At 55.0% G+C, this 16,862-nt stretch carries 16 protein-coding genes; 4 read left to right on the forward strand and 12 right to left on the reverse strand.

What is annotated here, in order from left to right:
• The first annotated feature begins 136 nt into the window (after positions 1 to 136).
• The 4 genes from FFI95_RS07560 to FFI95_RS07575 all read left to right on the forward strand — a co-directional run bounded on the left by FFI95_RS07560 (position 137) and on the right by FFI95_RS07575 (position 5,677).
• Positions 137 to 778 carry a type II secretion system protein N gene (locus tag FFI95_RS07560; RefSeq protein WP_144821815.1) on the forward strand — a complete coding sequence of 214 codons (642 nt, stop codon included), beginning with the start codon at positions 137 to 139 and terminating at the stop codon, positions 776 to 778.
• Between the two features lie 111 nt (positions 779 to 889).
• Positions 890 to 2,506 (forward strand): FAD-binding oxidoreductase, encoded by a 1,617-nt coding sequence (locus tag FFI95_RS07565; RefSeq protein ID WP_144821816.1) that lies wholly within the window; start codon positions 890 to 892, stop codon positions 2,504 to 2,506.
• A gap of 5 nt (positions 2,507 to 2,511) precedes the next feature.
• Positions 2,512 to 4,128, forward strand: coding sequence for a glycerol-3-phosphate dehydrogenase/oxidase (locus FFI95_RS07570; protein ID WP_144821817.1), 1,617 nt, complete (start codon positions 2,512 to 2,514; stop codon positions 4,126 to 4,128).
• Positions 4,118 to 5,677, forward strand: a complete 1,560-nt coding sequence (locus FFI95_RS07575; RefSeq protein WP_144821818.1) for an FGGY-family carbohydrate kinase — start codon at positions 4,118 to 4,120, stop codon at positions 5,675 to 5,677. Before FFI95_RS07570 ends, FFI95_RS07575 begins: the two co-directional genes overlap by 11 nt.
• A 5-nt stretch (positions 5,678 to 5,682) precedes the next feature.
• Here the strand turns inward: FFI95_RS07575 and FFI95_RS07580 are convergent, their stop codons facing one another.
• The 12 genes from FFI95_RS07580 to FFI95_RS07635 all read right to left on the reverse strand — a co-directional run bounded on the left by FFI95_RS07580 (position 5,683) and on the right by FFI95_RS07635 (position 16,840).
• Complete coding sequence (locus FFI95_RS07580; protein ID WP_144821819.1) at positions 5,683 to 7,242, reverse strand: DUF4139 domain-containing protein; 1,560 nt, start codon at positions 7,240 to 7,242, stop codon at positions 5,683 to 5,685.
• A gap of 28 nt (positions 7,243 to 7,270) precedes the next feature.
• Positions 7,271 to 8,368 carry an endonuclease/exonuclease/phosphatase family protein gene (locus FFI95_RS07585; protein ID WP_144821820.1) on the reverse strand — a complete coding sequence of 366 codons (1,098 nt, stop codon included), beginning with the start codon at positions 8,366 to 8,368 and terminating at the stop codon, positions 7,271 to 7,273.
• A 61-nt stretch (positions 8,369 to 8,429) separates the two neighbouring features.
• Positions 8,430 to 8,942 carry a shikimate kinase gene (locus tag FFI95_RS07590; protein WP_144821821.1) on the reverse strand — a complete coding sequence of 171 codons (513 nt, stop codon included), beginning with the start codon at positions 8,940 to 8,942 and terminating at the stop codon, positions 8,430 to 8,432.
• Between the two features lies 1 nt (position 8,943).
• A complete protein-coding gene (sstT, locus tag FFI95_RS07595) occupies positions 8,944 to 10,170 on the reverse strand; it encodes a serine/threonine transporter SstT (protein WP_144821822.1) in 1,227 nt (408 codons plus the stop codon).
• Positions 10,171 to 10,281: 111 nt separating this feature from the next.
• Positions 10,282 to 11,169: a DMT family transporter gene (locus FFI95_RS07600; RefSeq protein ID WP_144821823.1), complete on the reverse strand. Its 888-nt coding sequence runs from the start codon at positions 11,167 to 11,169 to the stop codon at positions 10,282 to 10,284.
• Positions 11,170 to 11,339: 170 nt separating this feature from the next.
• Positions 11,340 to 11,801, reverse strand: a complete 462-nt coding sequence (locus FFI95_RS07605; RefSeq protein WP_144821824.1) for an FKBP-type peptidyl-prolyl cis-trans isomerase — start codon at positions 11,799 to 11,801, stop codon at positions 11,340 to 11,342.
• Between the two features lie 200 nt (positions 11,802 to 12,001).
• Positions 12,002 to 12,568: a DUF1285 domain-containing protein gene (locus FFI95_RS07610; protein ID WP_144821825.1), complete on the reverse strand. Its 567-nt coding sequence runs from the start codon at positions 12,566 to 12,568 to the stop codon at positions 12,002 to 12,004.
• Positions 12,569 to 12,591: 23 nt separating this feature from the next.
• Positions 12,592 to 13,488, reverse strand: coding sequence for a radical SAM protein (locus FFI95_RS07615; protein ID WP_144821826.1), 897 nt, complete (start codon positions 13,486 to 13,488; stop codon positions 12,592 to 12,594).
• A gap of 43 nt (positions 13,489 to 13,531) precedes the next feature.
• Positions 13,532 to 13,981, reverse strand: coding sequence for a phosphohistidine phosphatase SixA (gene sixA, locus FFI95_RS07620; RefSeq protein WP_144821827.1), 450 nt, complete (start codon positions 13,979 to 13,981; stop codon positions 13,532 to 13,534).
• Positions 13,982 to 14,004: 23 nt separating this feature from the next.
• Entirely contained in the window at positions 14,005 to 15,048 is a 1,044-nt protein-coding gene (locus tag FFI95_RS07625) for an NAD(P)H-dependent glycerol-3-phosphate dehydrogenase (RefSeq protein ID WP_246069450.1), read from the reverse strand.
• Between the two features lie 65 nt (positions 15,049 to 15,113).
• Complete coding sequence (locus tag FFI95_RS07630) at positions 15,114 to 15,605, reverse strand: STAS domain-containing protein (protein ID WP_144821829.1); 492 nt, start codon at positions 15,603 to 15,605, stop codon at positions 15,114 to 15,116.
• Positions 15,606 to 15,619: 14 nt separating this feature from the next.
• Positions 15,620 to 16,840 carry a PP2C family protein-serine/threonine phosphatase gene (locus tag FFI95_RS07635; protein WP_144821830.1) on the reverse strand — a complete coding sequence of 407 codons (1,221 nt, stop codon included), beginning with the start codon at positions 16,838 to 16,840 and terminating at the stop codon, positions 15,620 to 15,622.
• Between the last annotated feature and the right edge of the window lie 22 nt (positions 16,841 to 16,862).

The raw sequence follows: 16,862 nt of genomic DNA on the forward strand, positions 1-16,862 counted from the left end.
CTCGTTCTTGTTCAGATTTACGCGGGAAGGCTATCACAGGAGGCCTGTCTGCTGAATAACCTCCACACTATACTCCCAATAAAAGATCCGATTCTGCTAACCTGTGAACCTTTCCTTGCAGCACTCGAGACCGTTAATGCTTTCAATAAATCCAAAGGTCCCTGTTATTCTGGCATTTATAGTCGGGAGCGCCATGGTGGGTGCCGTCACCTGGCAGGGTTACAGCTTCTGGCAAAATGAAAATCGCCAGACGGTCCGCGCGCCCCACGATGGTCCCCGGACACTGGCAGAAAAGCCCGGTGCTCCTGCCATACCTCTTGCCTCTCTGGACTTTTTTGGCGCCGCTGATGCCAATGAAACCGAAACGGAAGAAAACACTGAAAACCTGCCAGAAACCAACCTCAAGCTCGTTCTCAGGGGCGTACTAGCCGCAGACGGTGATTTTCCGGGCAGTGCGCTGGTGGAAGATGGCAAAAACAATACAGACGTTTTCCTGGTAGGCGATGAACTGCCCGGTAATGCCACACTGCATTCCGTACAACCCAATCGTATTATTCTTGATCGCTCCGGAAAGCTGGAAAACCTGTTTTTCCCGGAACCGGATGACTATGCCTCCACGGCTCTATCCTCCCGCGCAAGCAGAGCGCCAAAACCTGAACGGAATGCCCGGAAATCTGCCGGGAGCACCCAACGGGATAATGGAAACCAGCAACAGCGCCGCGAAGAAATCCGCAAACGCCTGGAACAACTCCGCAACCGGTTACGCACCAACGGCTAGCCATGTCTCATGGCGGCAAATGACACTGCGAATGGCGCCATGAGACATAGGTAATGTACGCACAACCCGGTAAGGTGCGTTGCATTCACCTAAAATCGGGAGTGTATGTTGATGCGACGCTGGAATGGTTGGGGCGACGAACAGTTTAATCTGGAGTTGCCGGCACAGGGACAAAGCTTTCTTTCCGAGCGCGTAGGGGCTGCCAAACCACTGACCGACGCAACCCTGGAGAGTGTCTGCGCAAAGGTGCCCGAAACAAGGCTGCCAGCGGACACCCAGGTAGACGCCTTGATTGATACCAGCCCCGAAACACGGGTACGCCACGCTCGTGGTCAGAGTCTCGCCGACTGGCTGGCGTTGCGCAGTGGTGAGCCTGACGTCTTTCCTGATGGCGTCGCCAACCCTGACAGCAGTCTGGAGGTGCAGAGCCTGCTGCACTACGCCCGCAACCACAATGTCGAACTGATTCCTTATGGTGGTGGCACCAGCGTTGCCGGACATATAAACCCCGTTGCCGGCGACAGGCCGGTTCTTACCATCGATATGGGGAAAATGAACCGCCTGATCGATCTGGATAAGGACAGTCAGATCGCCACCTTCGGCGCAGGCACTCCCGGCCCTCTTGTGGAATCCCAGTTGCGGGCTCATGGCTACACCCTTGGCCATTTCCCCCAGTCCTTCGAACTTTCCACCATCGGAGGTTGGGTGGCATCCCGCTCCAGTGGTCAGCAGTCACTGCGCTATGGCCGGATTGAGCAGCTGTTTGCCGGGGGCCGTATCGAAACCCTCAAAGGTACCCTGAATATTCCGACCATACCCGCCTCCAGTGCCGGTCCTGATGTTCGCGAAATGATTCTCGGATCGGAAGGGCGTCTTGGAATGGTGACCGACGTTAAGGTACGGGTGACGCCTTTACCGGAACAGGAAAGCTTCCACGTCGTCTTTTTTCCTGACTGGGATAGTGCCCGGACGGCATGCCGCAAACTGGTTCAAAACCGTGTTCAGCTTTCCATGCTCAGACTCAGCAACGCCATCGAAACAGAAACCCAGCTGGCTCTGGCGGGTCAGCCACACCTGATTGGCCTGATGGAAAAGCTGCTTTCCTGGCGCGGGGCCAGCGACGGCAAGTGCATGATGACCTTCGGCCTTACCGGCAGTAAGCACCAGTGCGCCAGCGCCAGACAAGAAGCAAAGCGCATTTGCTCGGAACACAAAGGTGTCTATACCGGCACACGACTGGGCAAAAAATGGGCAGAGAAACGCTTTACCATGCCCTATTTGCGCGAAGCACTCTGGCACCTGGGTTACGCGGTGGACACTCTGGAAACCGCCACCGACTGGGACAACGTGGATAACCTCCTGGACCTGATGGAAAACAACCTGCGTACCGCCCTTCAATCCCGGGCGGAAAGCCGGGATGAGCGCACCCATGTGTTCACTCACTTGTCGCATTTTTACAGCCAGGGTTGCAGCATCTACACCACCTATGTTTTTCGCGTTGCAGACAGCTACTCCGAAACCCTGGCCCGCTGGCAACACCTGAAAAACACAACCTCCGAGCTGATTGTTAACAATCGCGGCACCATCAGCCATCAGCACGGTGTGGGCAAAGATCACGCTCCGTTTCTGCCGGTCGAGAAAGGTGAGCTGGGAATGCTCGCCATCCATGCTCTCAGCAATACGTTCGACCCGGAAGGTCTACTTAACCCCGGAACCCTGCTGGAGTGAATACAATGCGTCGTCGCAACAGACTGCTCCAACAGCTGAAGGACACCCCGCGGACCTTTGATGTTGTCGTGATCGGTGGTGGTATTACCGGTGCCGGGATAGCCCGTGAGGCAGCTGGCAGTGGTCTTGAAACCTTACTGGTTGAACAGAAAGATTTCGCCTGGGGCACCTCCGGCCGTTCCTCAAAAATGGTGCACGGAGGCCTGCGGTACCTGGGCAGTGGGCAATACCGGCTCACCCGGGATGCCGTCAGCGAGCGCCAGCGTCTGATGTCCGAAGCACCCGGGCTGATTGACCCTCTGTGTTTTATTATGCCCCACTTTAAGCGTCAGTTTCCCGGGCCACTGCTTTTCCAGACCCTGTTACGGGTTTACGACCGGATTTCCGGTTCCCGCTCCCGTCAGTTTTTAACCCCGGCCCAGCTAATGCAATGGGTGCCCGGTCTGAATCCAACCCGGCTCACGGGCGCCAGTGGTTTTACCGACGCGGTAACCGACGATGCCCGACTGTTACAACGGGTTATAGCCGAGGCACGTCAGGACGGAGCCTGGTGCCTCAACTACCTCAAGGCGGTAAGCGTCCAACGCACAGAAGGCAGGGTCAGCGGTCTTGAATTGCAGGCTGAAGAAGATGCCGAATGCTTTACCGTCAATACATCGCTGGTGATCAATGCAACCGGGGTATGGGCCGACCGGCTTCAGGACCCGGGAGACGGAAAACAGACCATGAGCATCCGGCCACTGCGCGGAAGCCACCTGGTTCTCCCCTGGCACAAATTGCCCGTGTCCTGTTCGGTTTCCCTGCTTCACCCGGACGATAAGCGGCCGGTTTTTGCGTTTCCCTGGTCAGGCACAACCGTGCTTGGAACCACAGATCTGGACCATACTGACAGCCTGGACAACGAACCCCGGATTGCTCAGGAAGAGGTGGACTATCTGCTGAAAATAGCCAGCAACCTGTTTCCTGCCGCTGAGGTTTCGCACCACGACATACTTTCCAGCTGGGCCGGTGTACGCCCGGTGGTTACCGCGCAAAAGCCCACCAACAGTACCCGTTCCCCCTCCAAAGAAAGCCGGGAACATGAGTTTCATGAAGACAACGGCCTGATCAGTGTCTCCGGAGGCAAGCTGACCACTTTTCGTCTGATTGCCCGTGAAGCCCTCACCCGGGGCTTGAAGGGTGCAGACCGGTTGCGGCCGGATTCCGACCCGGTATTCCAGCCTCCGCCCCCTTTACAGCAGCCCGGGCAGCTGAGCCACCAGAACCGCGAACGGCTCACCGGATTTTACGGTTCTTTCGTAAACGACGTACTGACGGCCGGACCAACAGAACCTGTCCGTGATAGCGAGGCAAACCCGGGAACCTTACTCTGGGCCGAGGTGATATGGGCCTGCGAGCAGGAAGACGTGCAACATCTGGACGATCTGATGCTCCGCCGCACCCGTCTTGGCCTGACCCTCCCGCACGGGGGAAAAGCATTGCTGCCGACCCTGAAGCAACACTGTCAGTCGGCTCTGAACTGGACGGATGAACAATGGCATCAGGAAGAGCGCAGATACCTTACACTCTGGAAGGAAGCCTACGCTCTGCCGATTGATCGGGAGTCGGGCAATGTCCTCTGATCCGCTTGTTCTTGCCATCGATAACGGTACCCAGAGTGTGCGTGCCCTGCTGTTCGATACCCGGGGTAACCTGGTTGCCAAAGGCAAGCAGGAGATCCAGCCCTATTTCTCCGAGCACCCGGGCTGGGCTGAACAGCACCCCGAGTATTTCTGGAAAAATCTCGGTACAGCCTGTTCCCGGCTTTGGGCATCAACCGACGTAACGCCAGACCGGATTGCAGGCGTAACCGTTACCACGCAGCGTGGCACGGTGATCAACCTCGACAAACACGGCAACCCTCTGCGCCCTGCCATTATCTGGCTGGACCAGCGCCATGCCCGCGTAGATGGGCCGATAAAAGGGCCCTGGGGCTGGTTATTCAAAGTGGCAAGGCTGGAAGACACAATCAAGCGTTTCCGGGAGAAAACCCAGGCCAACTGGATTGCTCAGAACCAGCCTGAGATCTGGCGCAAAACCCGGCACTTTGTGTTGCTTTCCGGCTATCTGAATTACCGTCTTACCGGCCAGCTCCGGGATTCCATCGGGAGCCAGGTAGGGTACCTGCCATTCAGTTACAAGCGACATCGCTGGGAAAATAAACGGGACTTTAAATGGAAAGCCATGCCCGTTAAAAAGTCCATGCTGCCCGAACTGGTCAGCCCCGGCGCTACGCTGGGGCACCTCACGCCCGAGGCAGCCAGCCACCTGGGTGTGAGGAAAGGCTTGCCGGTCATCGCCGCCGCTTCTGATAAAGCCTGCGAAATACTGGGTTCCGGCGGACTGACCCCCGAGACCGCCTGCATGAGCTACGGCACCACAGCGACCATCAACACCACCAATAAGCGCTATGTTGAACCCATCAGGCTGATGCCGCCCTATCCTTCTGCTTTGCCGGGCCGTTACTCCACAGAGGTGATGATTTACCGGGGTTTCTGGATGGTGAGCTGGTTCAAACGTGAGTTTGGTTTAAGGGAGCAAAAAATAGCCGATGAGCGAGGCATAGCGCCGGAAGAGTTGTTTGATGAGCTGGTCAAGGACGTACCTGCAGGGTCTATGGGGCTGATGCTTCAACCCTATTGGTCTCCCGGCGTGCGGCAGCCAGGTCCCGAGGCTAAAGGGTCGATTATCGGTTTTGGCGACGTTCACACCCGCTCTCATATTTATCGCGCTATCCTGGAAGGCCTGGCCTATGCCCTGCGTGAAGGCAAGGAAAAGATCGAAAAACGCAGCGGCACAAAAATTACCAGACTTCGGGTCGCTGGCGGTGGCTCCCAGAGTGATGCCGCCATGCAGCTGACGGCTGACGTTTTTGGTTTGCCGGCAGAACGCCCTCATACCTATGAAACGTCTGGTCTGGGCGCCGCTATTGATGCCGCTGTGGGCCTGGGACTGCACCCGGATTTTGAAACCGCAGTCGCCGCCATGACGCGGGTTGGCGATGTATTCCAGCCCGATCCAGACGCCAGTGCCCTGTACGAGCGACTGTACTCAGAGGTATACCTGCGCATGTACCCACAACTGCAACCGCTGTATCAGAAAATCCGGGACATTACCGGTTATCCCGAGTAACAGGGTTACAGACGTGGCAGAGACGTACCTTCAGGCACGCGCACTTCAAATCCGGATTGTACGCTCACCGTTTCTCCCGCCGGCACTTTGCGATCCCATGCCAGTACGCCCTTTTTGTTTTCCACATCCCGGCGTACCGGCTCGCTGATATCCAGAGGTTTAACCGTAAGAATGTCTTCCTGTGATACAGGAAGGCGATCAAGGATTCGCACCTGAACAGCCTGCTTGTGGTGGTTGGTAACCTCAAACCGGTTCTGGCGACGCTGCACATTTTCGCTCTTCCAGATTCCCTCTTCGCCACTACGCTCAAGTTCGTTGATCACTTCAACACGCACACCCTGATCGACCCCGAACCCGAGGGTGAGTTCTTCACCATCAGCCAGGCTGGGCAACCGGTTTTCGCCCACACTCTGACCATCCCTGAACAGGGTTACACGTCCGGAAGGCAGGGTCATACCGGTCTCAAATAAACCGGTAGCCTGCACATAACCCGCTGTATCCATAACCGGTACTGTCCAGGTAGCCACGTTTACTGGCACCTGATGCGTGGATACGGTTAATCGCTGCGCGGATGCGCCGCTGGGTATATCCGTCGCTTGGTGTAACCGGTACTGCTGCGCAAAGATGCTCTGCTGCTCTACAGTCGCAACGTTCCCCATCAGCGAAGCCGACTCCGAGTCCGCGGCCGGCGCTGAGGCTTTGGCGCGATAGGCCTGAGGCTGTTCCGGGCTGACAATCCAGGCGTTAACCGGCGGAATTTCGGTACCACTCCGGGCGCTGGCCGTCGACAGCTGCAGTTCAATGTTTTCCCAGTCCAGACCACTGGACTGCTCCACAACGGCAATGTGTTCAAGGGCCACGTTACCGCTGGCCGGGTTTTCCGGGTCTGTGTTCAGGCGAGCTGTATACTCACTGAACCAGCGTGCTTCCGGCGTCTGAAATTTCAGGTGCACCTGGAGCTGTCCTCCCTCTGATGCCTGATACCGCACCTGCACTGTTTTTGTAGCACGAGCTTTCTGTTTTGCCGCGGTCAGCTCCCGCTCCAGACGGTCCTTCAAGGCCTGATCATCAGCCATCTGCTCACGAATATTGCGTATTTCCGTCAGTGCGCCCCGGGTGCTCTCCCTCAGAGTCTGCGCCATAGTGTTCAGCTCCGAGACCGGAACGTCCCGCGGTGATTCGGCCGCGCTGCTCATCAAGGTAAGCTGCTGATTCCAGGCCCGGATTTCATCCTCCTGCTCCTGAATACGCAAGGTGACCTTCGCCAGTTTATCCCGGAGCTCGCGGGTTTCTTCAGCAACAAACTCACTCTGTTCCACGCGCTGAACCTGCACCTGCCGGATCTGTGCATCTGCAACGCCGTCAACGACCACGTACAGACTCTGGTTCTGCAGACTGACAGGCAACCCGGAGATTTCTACAGTGCCGGCGCCAGCGTTTATCTGCGCCGTATGTGCCCAGGTAAGCTGAGCGTGGGAGGGGTACAGAGTGGCTGAGGTAATATCTCCATAAGCTACCAGGGGTGCTGTTGCTATCGCGAATGCAAGCAGGCTGGGCACTTTCATTGAGAGAATCCTTTTGGTTGCGGATAAATCAGTGTGGATCCGACTCTCCCGGCTCTGGCACATCGTGCTTACTCGCCCGCTGCTCCCGGGCAAGCTCTGTTGCACGATCCTGATCATCAGCATCAGGTTTCAGTGGTTCCTGATCCCGCCCTCTCAGGGGGGCAAAAGCCAGACACGTCAGAAATGGAAAGTGATCAGAGCCGATCGACGGAAGCCGCGCGACAGACACGACTGTGAATTCCTGGCTATGAAACAGGTGATCCAGAGGCCACCGTAGAAACCAGTAATCTGCATGGAACGTACTGAAAAAACCACGCCCTACCCTTGGGTCCAGCAAACCACTGACTTTGCGGAACAGGCGTGTAGTGGGAGACCAGGCTACATCGTTCAGGTCGCCGGTCACAATCACCGGCTCGTCACTGTCTGCCACGCTTCGCCCGACCACTACAAGCTCTGCATCTCGCTCTTTGGATTCATCATTTTCCGTAGGGCTGGGTGGTGCAGGATGTACAAAGTGAGCCCGCACCGTATCCCCGGAACGCAGCTCCACCAGTGCATGCATTGAGGGAACCTTCTCCTCGATCAGGAACTGCACTTCGGACTCATGCAATGGCAACCGTGAAAAGACATGCATTTCATACAGGTTATCCAGCGGACACTTGATGGTGTACGGCATATCACTCTGAAGAACCGCGAGTTGGTCCTCCCACCACTGATCGGATTCCAGTGTTACCAGAATATCCGGTTTGTACTCCCGGACCAGGGCTATGAGCGCGGCGGCATTGCGGTTCGGGGTCAGCACATTGGAGGTGAGAATGGTCAGGGTCTGATCAGGACTGATGGACACCCGCGCATCTTTGACCTCTTTCGGCCAGATCATTGTGTACGGCAGGATCCACCAGAGTTGCACGGCCAGTGCCAGCACAGTCACAGCGACAAGCATCTGGCTCAAGGGTCGGGTCAGGTCCAGAAACACCAGCTGTGCAATAATTAAAAACAGCGCCAGTATGCACAACTGCAAACGCGGGAAATCGAAGCTGCGAACGCTCCAGTGAGGGTTGCGCCACAAAGGTAAGAGTGTAGCCAAAACGATGAAAGCCGTCAGAACAGAGACTGTGGTCAGCATAGGCTTCTTCTGAACCCCGCATTCCGGCCGACGCCATACAGGCCCGGCCGGTAAATTTTATTCAGAGATGTTTACAGTACTGTACCACAGCTTCACACGCCTGCTCTTGGTTCAGGGTATCACCCTGAACTGTATAGTCAGCATAACGGGCGTACAGCCCGGAGCGCTCTTCATAGAGCTCAACCAGGGTTTGATCCGGTCTCTTGGAGATTCCTCTGAGGCTGTAATCGCCAATCCGCCTGAGCACTGTATTCAGGGTGATGTCGAGAAATATCACCTTAGCTCCGCTTTTAAGATGACTCATGGCGGCGTCGCTGTATACAGCGCTTCCACCCGTACTGATAACATGCTGCTGCACATCCAGCTGTAAAAGAACCTGCTCCTCAATTTTCCGAAGCGCCAGGTAACCTTCCTGATTCACCGTTTCCTGCAATGTCTGGCCGGTGTGTTGCTGTATCAACAAGTCTGTATCGATAAAACCCAGCCCGAGTCGTTTCGCGACCAGAACGCCCACCGTGCTTTTGCCACTGCCAGGCATCCCAACAAAAACAAGGTTTTGCGAGCCTAAACTCATGTCATTTCTCCGAAACAGCTTCGGCGCGACGACAGGCGGCTGCTGTAAAAAGCACATCGGTAGAAGAATTGAGTGCAGTTTCAGTTGAGTCCTGCACCACACTGATCACAAACCCGATGGCAACCACTTGCATGGCCACCTCTGCGGGTATACCAAAAAGGCTCGTTGCCAGGGGGATCAAAAGCAACGAACCACCGGCAACGCCAGAAACACCGCAGGCAGCAAGCGCAGAAACCACACACAGCAGTAACGCAGTTGCGAAGTCCACGGGGATGCCCAGGGTATGGGCAGCAGCCAGCGTAATCACAGAGATGGTGACGGCGGCCCCCGCCATATTGATGGTCGCGCCCAGAGGAATAGAGATTGAATAGGTATCCGGGTCCAGTTTCAGGCGTTCGCACAGCGCCAGGTTAACCGGGATGTTGGCTGCGGAGCTGCGAGTAAAGAAGGCGGTAATGGCACTGCTACGCAGGCATTCAAACACCAGAGGGTAAGGGTTCCGGCGCGTCTGCCAGAATACGATAAGCGGATTTGTTACCAGTGCCACAAACAGCATACAGCCAACAATAACCGCGAGCAGCTGGCCATAGCCAAGAAGAGCCCCGATACCGGACTCAGCCAGGGTATTGGCGACCAGCCCGAATATGCCTAAAGGTGCAAGCCGGATCACCCCACGCACAATCCCGGACACTGCCTCTGAAAGATCTTCAAACACCTGGCGGGTGGGACCACTGGCATTACGCAACATGAAACCCAGACCCACCGCCCAGACCAGTATGGCGATAAAGTTAGCCTCCATCAGCGCCGTAACCGGGTTGCTCACGGCATTAAGCACCAGGTTTTGCATAATCTCTCCGATATTCGAGGGTGGATTACCACTCACCCCTTTCAGATCCAGAGACAATTCGGTGGGAATCAAGAAACTGGCTACCACGGCAACCATTGCCGCTGCCAGTGTTCCGATGATGTAGAGAAGCAATACGCCACGGATGTGCGTGGGCTGCCCTTTCGTATGGCCGGCAATTGCCGCGGCCACCAACACAAAAACCAGCACGGGCGCTACTGCCTTCAGAGCTTTTACAAACAGCTGCCCAAGCAACGCAACCGACTCAGCTGTCTCTGGCGAAACAACCACCAGCAACACGCCTGCAATAATGCCTATTACTATCTGCGACACAAGCCCCAGCCGCATAACCGGTCTGAAAACAGCACTTAAAGCAGAAAACATGAAAACCTCGCGTTTTGTGTGCGCTGGTTGGTAATAGAAAACTGGCGCGCTATGGTAGCGCAAAGTTGCAACGCGTATATGCGTGATTGACCTGATAAGCGCAGAAGCCCATTACTCAGGACAAAGACTGGCCTCGCTCAGGCGTGATTCCCGCTGCGACAGTACTGCCTGAAACACGCCGGACATAATAATCAACGCACTCCCAGCCATTTGCAATATGCTCAGACTCTGGCCGAAAAGCACCCAGGCCAACGCAACCACGGTGATCGGTTCCAGGTAAGCAAGGGTGCCGTAGGTAGCCGCTGGGAGTGCTCTCAAGGCAATGACCGCAAACATAATTGCCAGGAACCCCGGGAAAATGCCTGCTGAAATCAGCCAGCCCCACTGAGCTCCATCAATACTCTCACTTTGTTGCAGCATGAATGGCAGCATGCATAACGCACCGGCCAGCATTTGATAACCGCTTCGAGTCAGCACATGCACCCGCTCATGAATCAGCCGGTTGGTCAGAATAAACGCCGCATAGCACAACATGGCACACAAGGCGTAAAAGAGCCCGAGTGCTTCCGCTGTTTGCCCGGAGAGGTTGAAGTTGAACTCCATCATCATCGCGAAACCAAACAGTGCGACGCCGATGAGGCATGCGCTGGCGGCTGACAATCGCTCGCCCATAAAAAAGTGGGCAATCACCGACGCGGTTACCGGCGCCAGGTACAGCAACATGACAGCGTTAGCCATACTGGTATGGTTCATAGCCATAACGTAAAAAACTACAAAGCCTGCGAGGAAGGCCCCGGTCAGTAAAACTTTTATGCCTGGCCAGGTCAGCAACTTGTCTTTCTGACCGGTAAACAGAAGGAATCCGCCCATTAGCACAGCACCAATGAACAGTCGGTAAAATGTCACTGTTTCGGCGCTGACACCGGCATAAACAGAAATTGCACCGATGGTGCCCATAAAAACGGCCGCAAGCACGGCGGCCAGTACAGGTAAGTTCATTCGTTCAGATTCCTTTATATCCACACTGACCTAAAGTCCGTATGCCAAAAAAAAGCGCCATACCGTCTGGTCACCCAGATGTATGGCGCTTTTCGGGGTCTATTGTGCAGAGCTGTTACATCGGTAACAGGCACCACATCAACAGAACCTGTAAAAGCCGGTTTGCACCCTTAGTGGGCGTGGCCGTGCTCCTGCTCTTCATCAGTTGCTTCGCGTGCTTCAACAACTTCAACATCAAAGTGCAGGGTTTCGCCAGCCAGTGGGTGGTTAGCATCAATGGTAACTGTCTCTTCACCCACTTCGACAACGCGAACAACCTGAGGGCCGCCCGGTGTCTGTGCCTGGAACTGCATACCCGGCTCGATGGTTTCTACGCCTTCAAACGCGGTACGCGGGACTGGCTGCACCAGCTCTTCGTTGACTTCGCCGTAGCCTTCGGCGGGCTCTACAGACACTTTTACCTGGTCGCCTGCGCTCTTGTCGTTCAGGGCGCTTTCCAGTCCACCAATGATGTTCTGCGCGCCTTCCAGATAAGCGAGAGGCTCACGGCCTTCGCCACGGGAAGAGTCCAGCTCTTCGCCCTGGTTGTTGGTGAGCGTATAATGAATGGTGACAACGCGAGGTTGGGCCATGTGATCTCCTTGAGTGTCGCTATGACTGTTTGATTGATTGAGGGTAATCGCAAGTAATCATGAACAGCCAGACTGAACAGAGGGACTGACGACCACCGGGCCTCGTTCGAGAGCCGGGCTCGCAACAAGAACGAAAACACAGTTTAGCAAGTGGCTTTATATGTTTTCTACCGACAATTGTGGGGGTGCCCCCCGGCTTTTCAACCGCCCTGACCGATTTTGTAGAAAACTTTATTGCTGAAGACGCCCAGGACGGTTTTTCCGTCGACTTCCTGTTCTACAACATGCTCGGCCAGGTCGTAATACGCAGAGGTCGTCAGGCGCGCTTCCACTCCGTGTCGCACGTAAACAACGGGCCGGGGCTGCCCGGACTCTTCATACTGACCCACCTCAAGAGGGTGCTCCCTGCCAACTTCCAGAGTTTCTCCCATGTTGGTAGTCAGCCTGAGTATCTGCTGCTCGCCACTGCCCTCTTTCTCGAGGGAGTGAGCCAGCAGTGGCGCATCTTCTACCTGTATCCGCCACTTTTCCACCGGCGTTACCAGGTAATACTGACCATCTTCCTCGCGACGAAGTATCGTTGAGAACAACCTGACGATGGCTTCGCGCCCCAGAGGTTCGCCTTTGTGAATCCACTGGCCGTCCCGGTTGATACGCAGGTCCATATCACCTGAAAGATCCGGGCTCCACTTATCGAGTGGGGGCAAGCCCGGTTTTTTGACAGTTTTCTCAACTTGCTCAACAAGATGTTCCGGATTCTGACTCATGTCTGTTCTCCGCAAACCGGCTTTTATAAACCACGCTGCCATTCAGGCCGTAACGGCACCGCACCCGGGCTGGTAATGGCAAGATTAACCTGGTCAAGCAGCGTCTGCTTGTCCCGCCCGAGCGTCCCTTTCAAAACCAGGTAGTTCGAGGCGTGATCACTCCGGAACACCGTTCGCTCAAGCTCAAGGTGCTCCAGAAACATTCGGATCTCCTCGAACAATCCCTGCTGGGAAAGCGGAATAAAATCTTCACCAAAACCTGCGCGGAACCTCTCTTCGCCCTGAGGGAAGCTTACTACTAGTGTAGACAGATAATCCGGCTGGGTCTCATTACACAATGTTGCTGTGTTTATCGCGTGTTGACGGGAAAGGGTTTCGCCGCCCAGGCCATTAAGCACCATAACCGAACTGGTCAGCCCGGCCTCGCGGATTTTCTGCAGTGCAGACCGTGTTGACTCCCAGGTCTCACCCTTGTTGATCCGCTTCAGGACTTCATCGTCCCCCGACTCCATGCCAACATAGAGAATTTTCAAACCGGCTTCGCGCAGCTGTACAAGATCCTCGACCGTCTTTTTGGCAAGATTTCGCGGCAGGCAGTAACTGGAGACTCTTTGTAAATCCGGAAACGCTGCGTTCAGCTCCCCCATGATTTCCAGCAACCGGCGGGTTGGCAGCACCATGGCATCACCATCTGCCAGAAACACACGCCTGACGCCTCCGAGGCTTTTAGCAGCGTTTGCAATGTCTGTGCGAACATCATCCGGCTTTCGGGCCCGGAACTTTTTCTGTGGCTGGGTATACATTTCACAGAACGTACATTTATTCCACGAGCACCCGTTAGTCACCGGTAAAATCAGCGATTTTGCTTCACTGGGCGGACGGAAAACCGGCTCAACATAATCAATAGGAAAGCTGTACATAGCCTGACTCAGTCAATAAGTTTGTTATGCCATACACTGCACATCAGGGCACAAAGCGGGTTTTCAAGTCTGCACAGCCGGGGCCAACCACAGGCATGTCCAGAACTGTGGCCTGAGCAGTTGCAAACGCAACACCTTCACGGTGCCCATCAATCAGCAAAGTAGAGAGAGTGCCAACCAGTGGCATGTGGGAAACCAACAGCAGCGGCCACTGTTGATGTTCGAGGAGCGCATTCAGGCAAAGCCCGGGGTCGTCTTCTGGCGTAATGAAGGCTTTCTCTTCCACAGGGCAGTTCAGGATTTCTGAAACAATCGCTGCGGTTTGCCGTGCCCGCACATAAGGACTGCTCCAGATTTTTGCGGGCCGCCAGGAGGAATCGGCAATTCTGGCTGCAGTTTCGGCAGCCTGTTGCCGGCCAAAGTCAGTGAGTGTCCGCTCCTGATCCACAGAGTGCGAAGCCGCTTCGCCATGGCGCATAATAAGCAGTTGCACAGTTCACCTCCGGAAGTAAGTGTTTATTCAACGATAGTACGGGGCAAAATAAACTCCACATCGGAGTTCTGCACAGATGTCATCAGGCTTTTGATCACGGCGTTAATGGATGAGTTTCCATACAGAATCTCATAAAGGCCGCGCACAAGTGGCATGTAGATTCCAATGGCCTCGGCTTTTTTCTTTACCAGCTCGAGCGTATAAATGCCTTCTGCTACCTGCCCCAGCTCGGCCACAGCATCCTCCAGGTTCTGCCCCTGGCCAACGGCGTAACCAATGCGATAGTTACGGCTCTTTGACGATGTGCAGGTAACGATAAGGTCACCTACGCCGGCCAACCCCATGAAAGTCATCGGGTTAGCACCCAGACTGACTGCAAAGCGACTCATTTCCGCCAGGCCACGGGTAATCAGCATGGCATTAGCGTTCTCCCCCATATTCATGGCGGCGGCAAGACCGGCAACAATCGCATAAATGTTTTTGAGTGCCCCGGCCAGCTCAACGCCGTAAATATCGACGTTTGCATAGACCCGGAAGTACTCACACCCCAGCAGCTGCTGAACCTTGTGACGTACATCGGGGTCTTTGGCAGCAATAACCGTAGCCGTGAGGTCATGATTAACAATCTCGCTGGCGAGATTGGGGCCGCTCAGTACGCCAATGCGGCAACGGGGGATCTCTTCCTGGAGGATTTCACTCATGAGCTTGAAGCCATGGGCTTCTATCCCCTTGGTCAGGCTGACAACAACCTGCCCTTCCCGGAATTTCTCGCTGTTTTCCCGGATAACCGTGCGAAAGGCCTTACTCGGGATGGCCACAAAGACAAGCTCTGCCTTGCTTACAGCGTCTGCAAGATCGGTGGTGGGCAGGATATCGCCGGTAATCTCTATACCCGGCATGTAGCGGCTGTTTATGCGGGTTGTGCGGACTTCTTCGGCCTGGGCCTCGTCACGCATCCAGAAATGAACGCGGTGCCCGTTTTCCCCCAGCACTTTCGCCATGGCGGTGCCGAAACTGCCACCCCCAAGAACGGCTACTTCAGCCACAGGTTTGTTGCTTTCTGGCATAGATCTTCCGTTTGTCATGAATCAGGGCTGAGCGCTTTACCCGCAAGCTGCACAACCCGGGTATCTCAGCCTGGCTCTTCGCATTCCAGGGCGCGCACCAGATTCTTGAACTCTTCCTGGTTTTTTTTGCTCAGCCCCATCAGTACCTTGTGAGCCTCCAGTACTTTATCGCGAACTTCCTGCTCGCTGGCCATCAGCACCGGAATTTCCTCGAGATCTTCGATGCGGGAGGCGGGCTCGCGCACAATAATGAAAATCTTATCGAAGCCCATTGAGGTGATTATCCGATCAATATCCGGTCTGGTGGATATCAGCGTAGGTAGAAAATGGCTCTGCTTTCGGGCAGCCATCGCAATTTTGGCAAGCAAGCCAAGTGTGGTGCTATCGATGACTTCGGTTTCACTGAGGTCAATCATCACCGTTTTAAACTGCGGATCCAGAGTGATGGAGTCCACCAGGTTATCCAGCGTACAGCAAAGGCTCAGCCGGATTTCCCCAATAAACTTCAGGATATAAACACCCTGTTTCTCAGCCTGTAGGATTTTATAACCAGCCATGTTTTATACTGCCACTATGTCGACGACGCATTGCCTGATACGTTCATTGCATCAGTAACCGTCACAATACCGATGTCATCCGGTAACTCTGTTATCTCTTCAAGGTTAAGCGCCCTGCTAAGAGATGCGACAGTGTGACTACCTCCAGATACGAGTTCAAGTAGTCTGTGTTCCTTTTCATCCAGGCTTGTGTTGTGAATAACCTCAAGAATACCGTCTGAAAACAGAATCAGATGAAAAGGCCGGTCGAGCCGGACTTCATACACCTCCCATTCGGGTGATTCAAACAGCCCTACGGGCAACCCGTTGCCTTCAAGAAAGAGGGTCTCACCCCCTTCGAATGAAAGCACCGGCATGGGGAAATGAGCCCCTACCGAGTACCTTAGCTTACGCTCGCTACGGGAAAAAATCCCGACAAACACGGTTACATGTTTACCAAGGCCGGTATCCAGCAGTTCGGTGTTTATGCGCTGGAGAAACCGATCCGGGTAAAAGACATCGTCACTGGACCCTCGGCGCAGGTTACGCTGCAAACGGTTGGTGAGGTTTTTCAGTAATACGGTGACAAACGCGGAACTGGCTCCATGGCCGGAAACATCGGCAATATAAACCAGTGTTTTGTCCTCATTCAAAGGAAAATAATCCAGAAAGTCGCCACTGAGAAAAAGCGAAGGCTTTACCAGGTGGTCCACAAACAGACCGCCGGTATACTGCTCTTTCTCTGGCAACATCCTTAACTGCACTTCGCGCCCGGCTTTCTGGTCTGCGCGTAATTCCGCAATCCCGTCGCGCAGATCGCTGTTGGCATCCTCTAGCTCCTGCCGGTACAACTGGTTAAGACGACCCAGCCGTACCCGGTCGAGCAGCTTTCGTATGACATTGCTCAGTGCTTTTTTGTCGGAACTGAAAGGTTTGAGTACAAAATCCGCGGCCCCGGCACGGAGGGCATTCACAACATCGGCACTGGAGTCGGTCGATGAAAACGCAACAATGGGGGTAAGAGACTCGGCTTCCTCCAGCCGGTCTGCAAGGCTCTCAATCAGGGAAGGCGCAAGATCTGCAAAGATCACATCCGGCATGTTATCGTCAATTGCTGCACAAGCCGTGGCAAAATCACGGTAGCCGGAGATATAAAACCCTTTGGTTTCCAGGTAACGCGCCAGCTCCGTGCAAGCCTGCTCGTCTGCGTCAATAATCAATACTCGAATGAGTAAGTGCCCGGTGCGCGAAGTCATGGCTGTTGCCCTAAACTACCAT

It is taken from the genome of Marinobacter piscis (assembly GCF_007671655.1).
Lineage (GTDB): Bacteria > Pseudomonadota > Gammaproteobacteria > Pseudomonadales > Oleiphilaceae > Marinobacter > Marinobacter piscensis.

Bases quoted from the DNA above. Each gene is read 5' to 3' on its own strand.
- FFI95_RS07560 (WP_144821815.1), top strand. From the start codon at position 137: ATGCTTTCAATAAATCCAAAGGTCCCTGTTATTCTGGCATTTATAGTC.
- FFI95_RS07565 (WP_144821816.1), top strand. From the start codon at position 890: ATGCGACGCTGGAATGGTTGGGGCGACGAACAGTTTAATCTGGAGTTG.
- FFI95_RS07570 (WP_144821817.1), top strand. From the start codon at position 2,512: ATGCGTCGTCGCAACAGACTGCTCCAACAGCTGAAGGACACCCCGCGG.
- FFI95_RS07575 (WP_144821818.1), top strand. From the start codon at position 4,118: ATGTCCTCTGATCCGCTTGTTCTTGCCATCGATAACGGTACCCAGAGT.
- FFI95_RS07580 (WP_144821819.1), bottom strand. From the start codon at position 7,242: ATGAAAGTGCCCAGCCTGCTTGCATTCGCGATAGCAACAGCACCCCTG.
- FFI95_RS07585 (WP_144821820.1), bottom strand. From the start codon at position 8,368: ATGCTGACCACAGTCTCTGTTCTGACGGCTTTCATCGTTTTGGCTACA.
- FFI95_RS07590 (WP_144821821.1), bottom strand. From the start codon at position 8,942: ATGAGTTTAGGCTCGCAAAACCTTGTTTTTGTTGGGATGCCTGGCAGT.
- sstT (WP_144821822.1), bottom strand. From the start codon at position 10,170: ATGTTTTCTGCTTTAAGTGCTGTTTTCAGACCGGTTATGCGGCTGGGG.
- FFI95_RS07600 (WP_144821823.1), bottom strand. From the start codon at position 11,169: ATGAACTTACCTGTACTGGCCGCCGTGCTTGCGGCCGTTTTTATGGGC.
- FFI95_RS07605 (WP_144821824.1), bottom strand. From the start codon at position 11,801: ATGGCCCAACCTCGCGTTGTCACCATTCATTATACGCTCACCAACAAC.
- FFI95_RS07610 (WP_144821825.1), bottom strand. From the start codon at position 12,568: ATGAGTCAGAATCCGGAACATCTTGTTGAGCAAGTTGAGAAAACTGTC.
- FFI95_RS07615 (WP_144821826.1), bottom strand. From the start codon at position 13,488: ATGTACAGCTTTCCTATTGATTATGTTGAGCCGGTTTTCCGTCCGCCC.
- FFI95_RS07625 (WP_246069450.1), bottom strand. From the start codon at position 15,048: ATGCCAGAAAGCAACAAACCTGTGGCTGAAGTAGCCGTTCTTGGGGGT.
- FFI95_RS07630 (WP_144821829.1), bottom strand. From the start codon at position 15,605: ATGGCTGGTTATAAAATCCTACAGGCTGAGAAACAGGGTGTTTATATC.
- FFI95_RS07635 (WP_144821830.1), bottom strand. From the start codon at position 16,840: ATGACTTCGCGCACCGGGCACTTACTCATTCGAGTATTGATTATTGAC.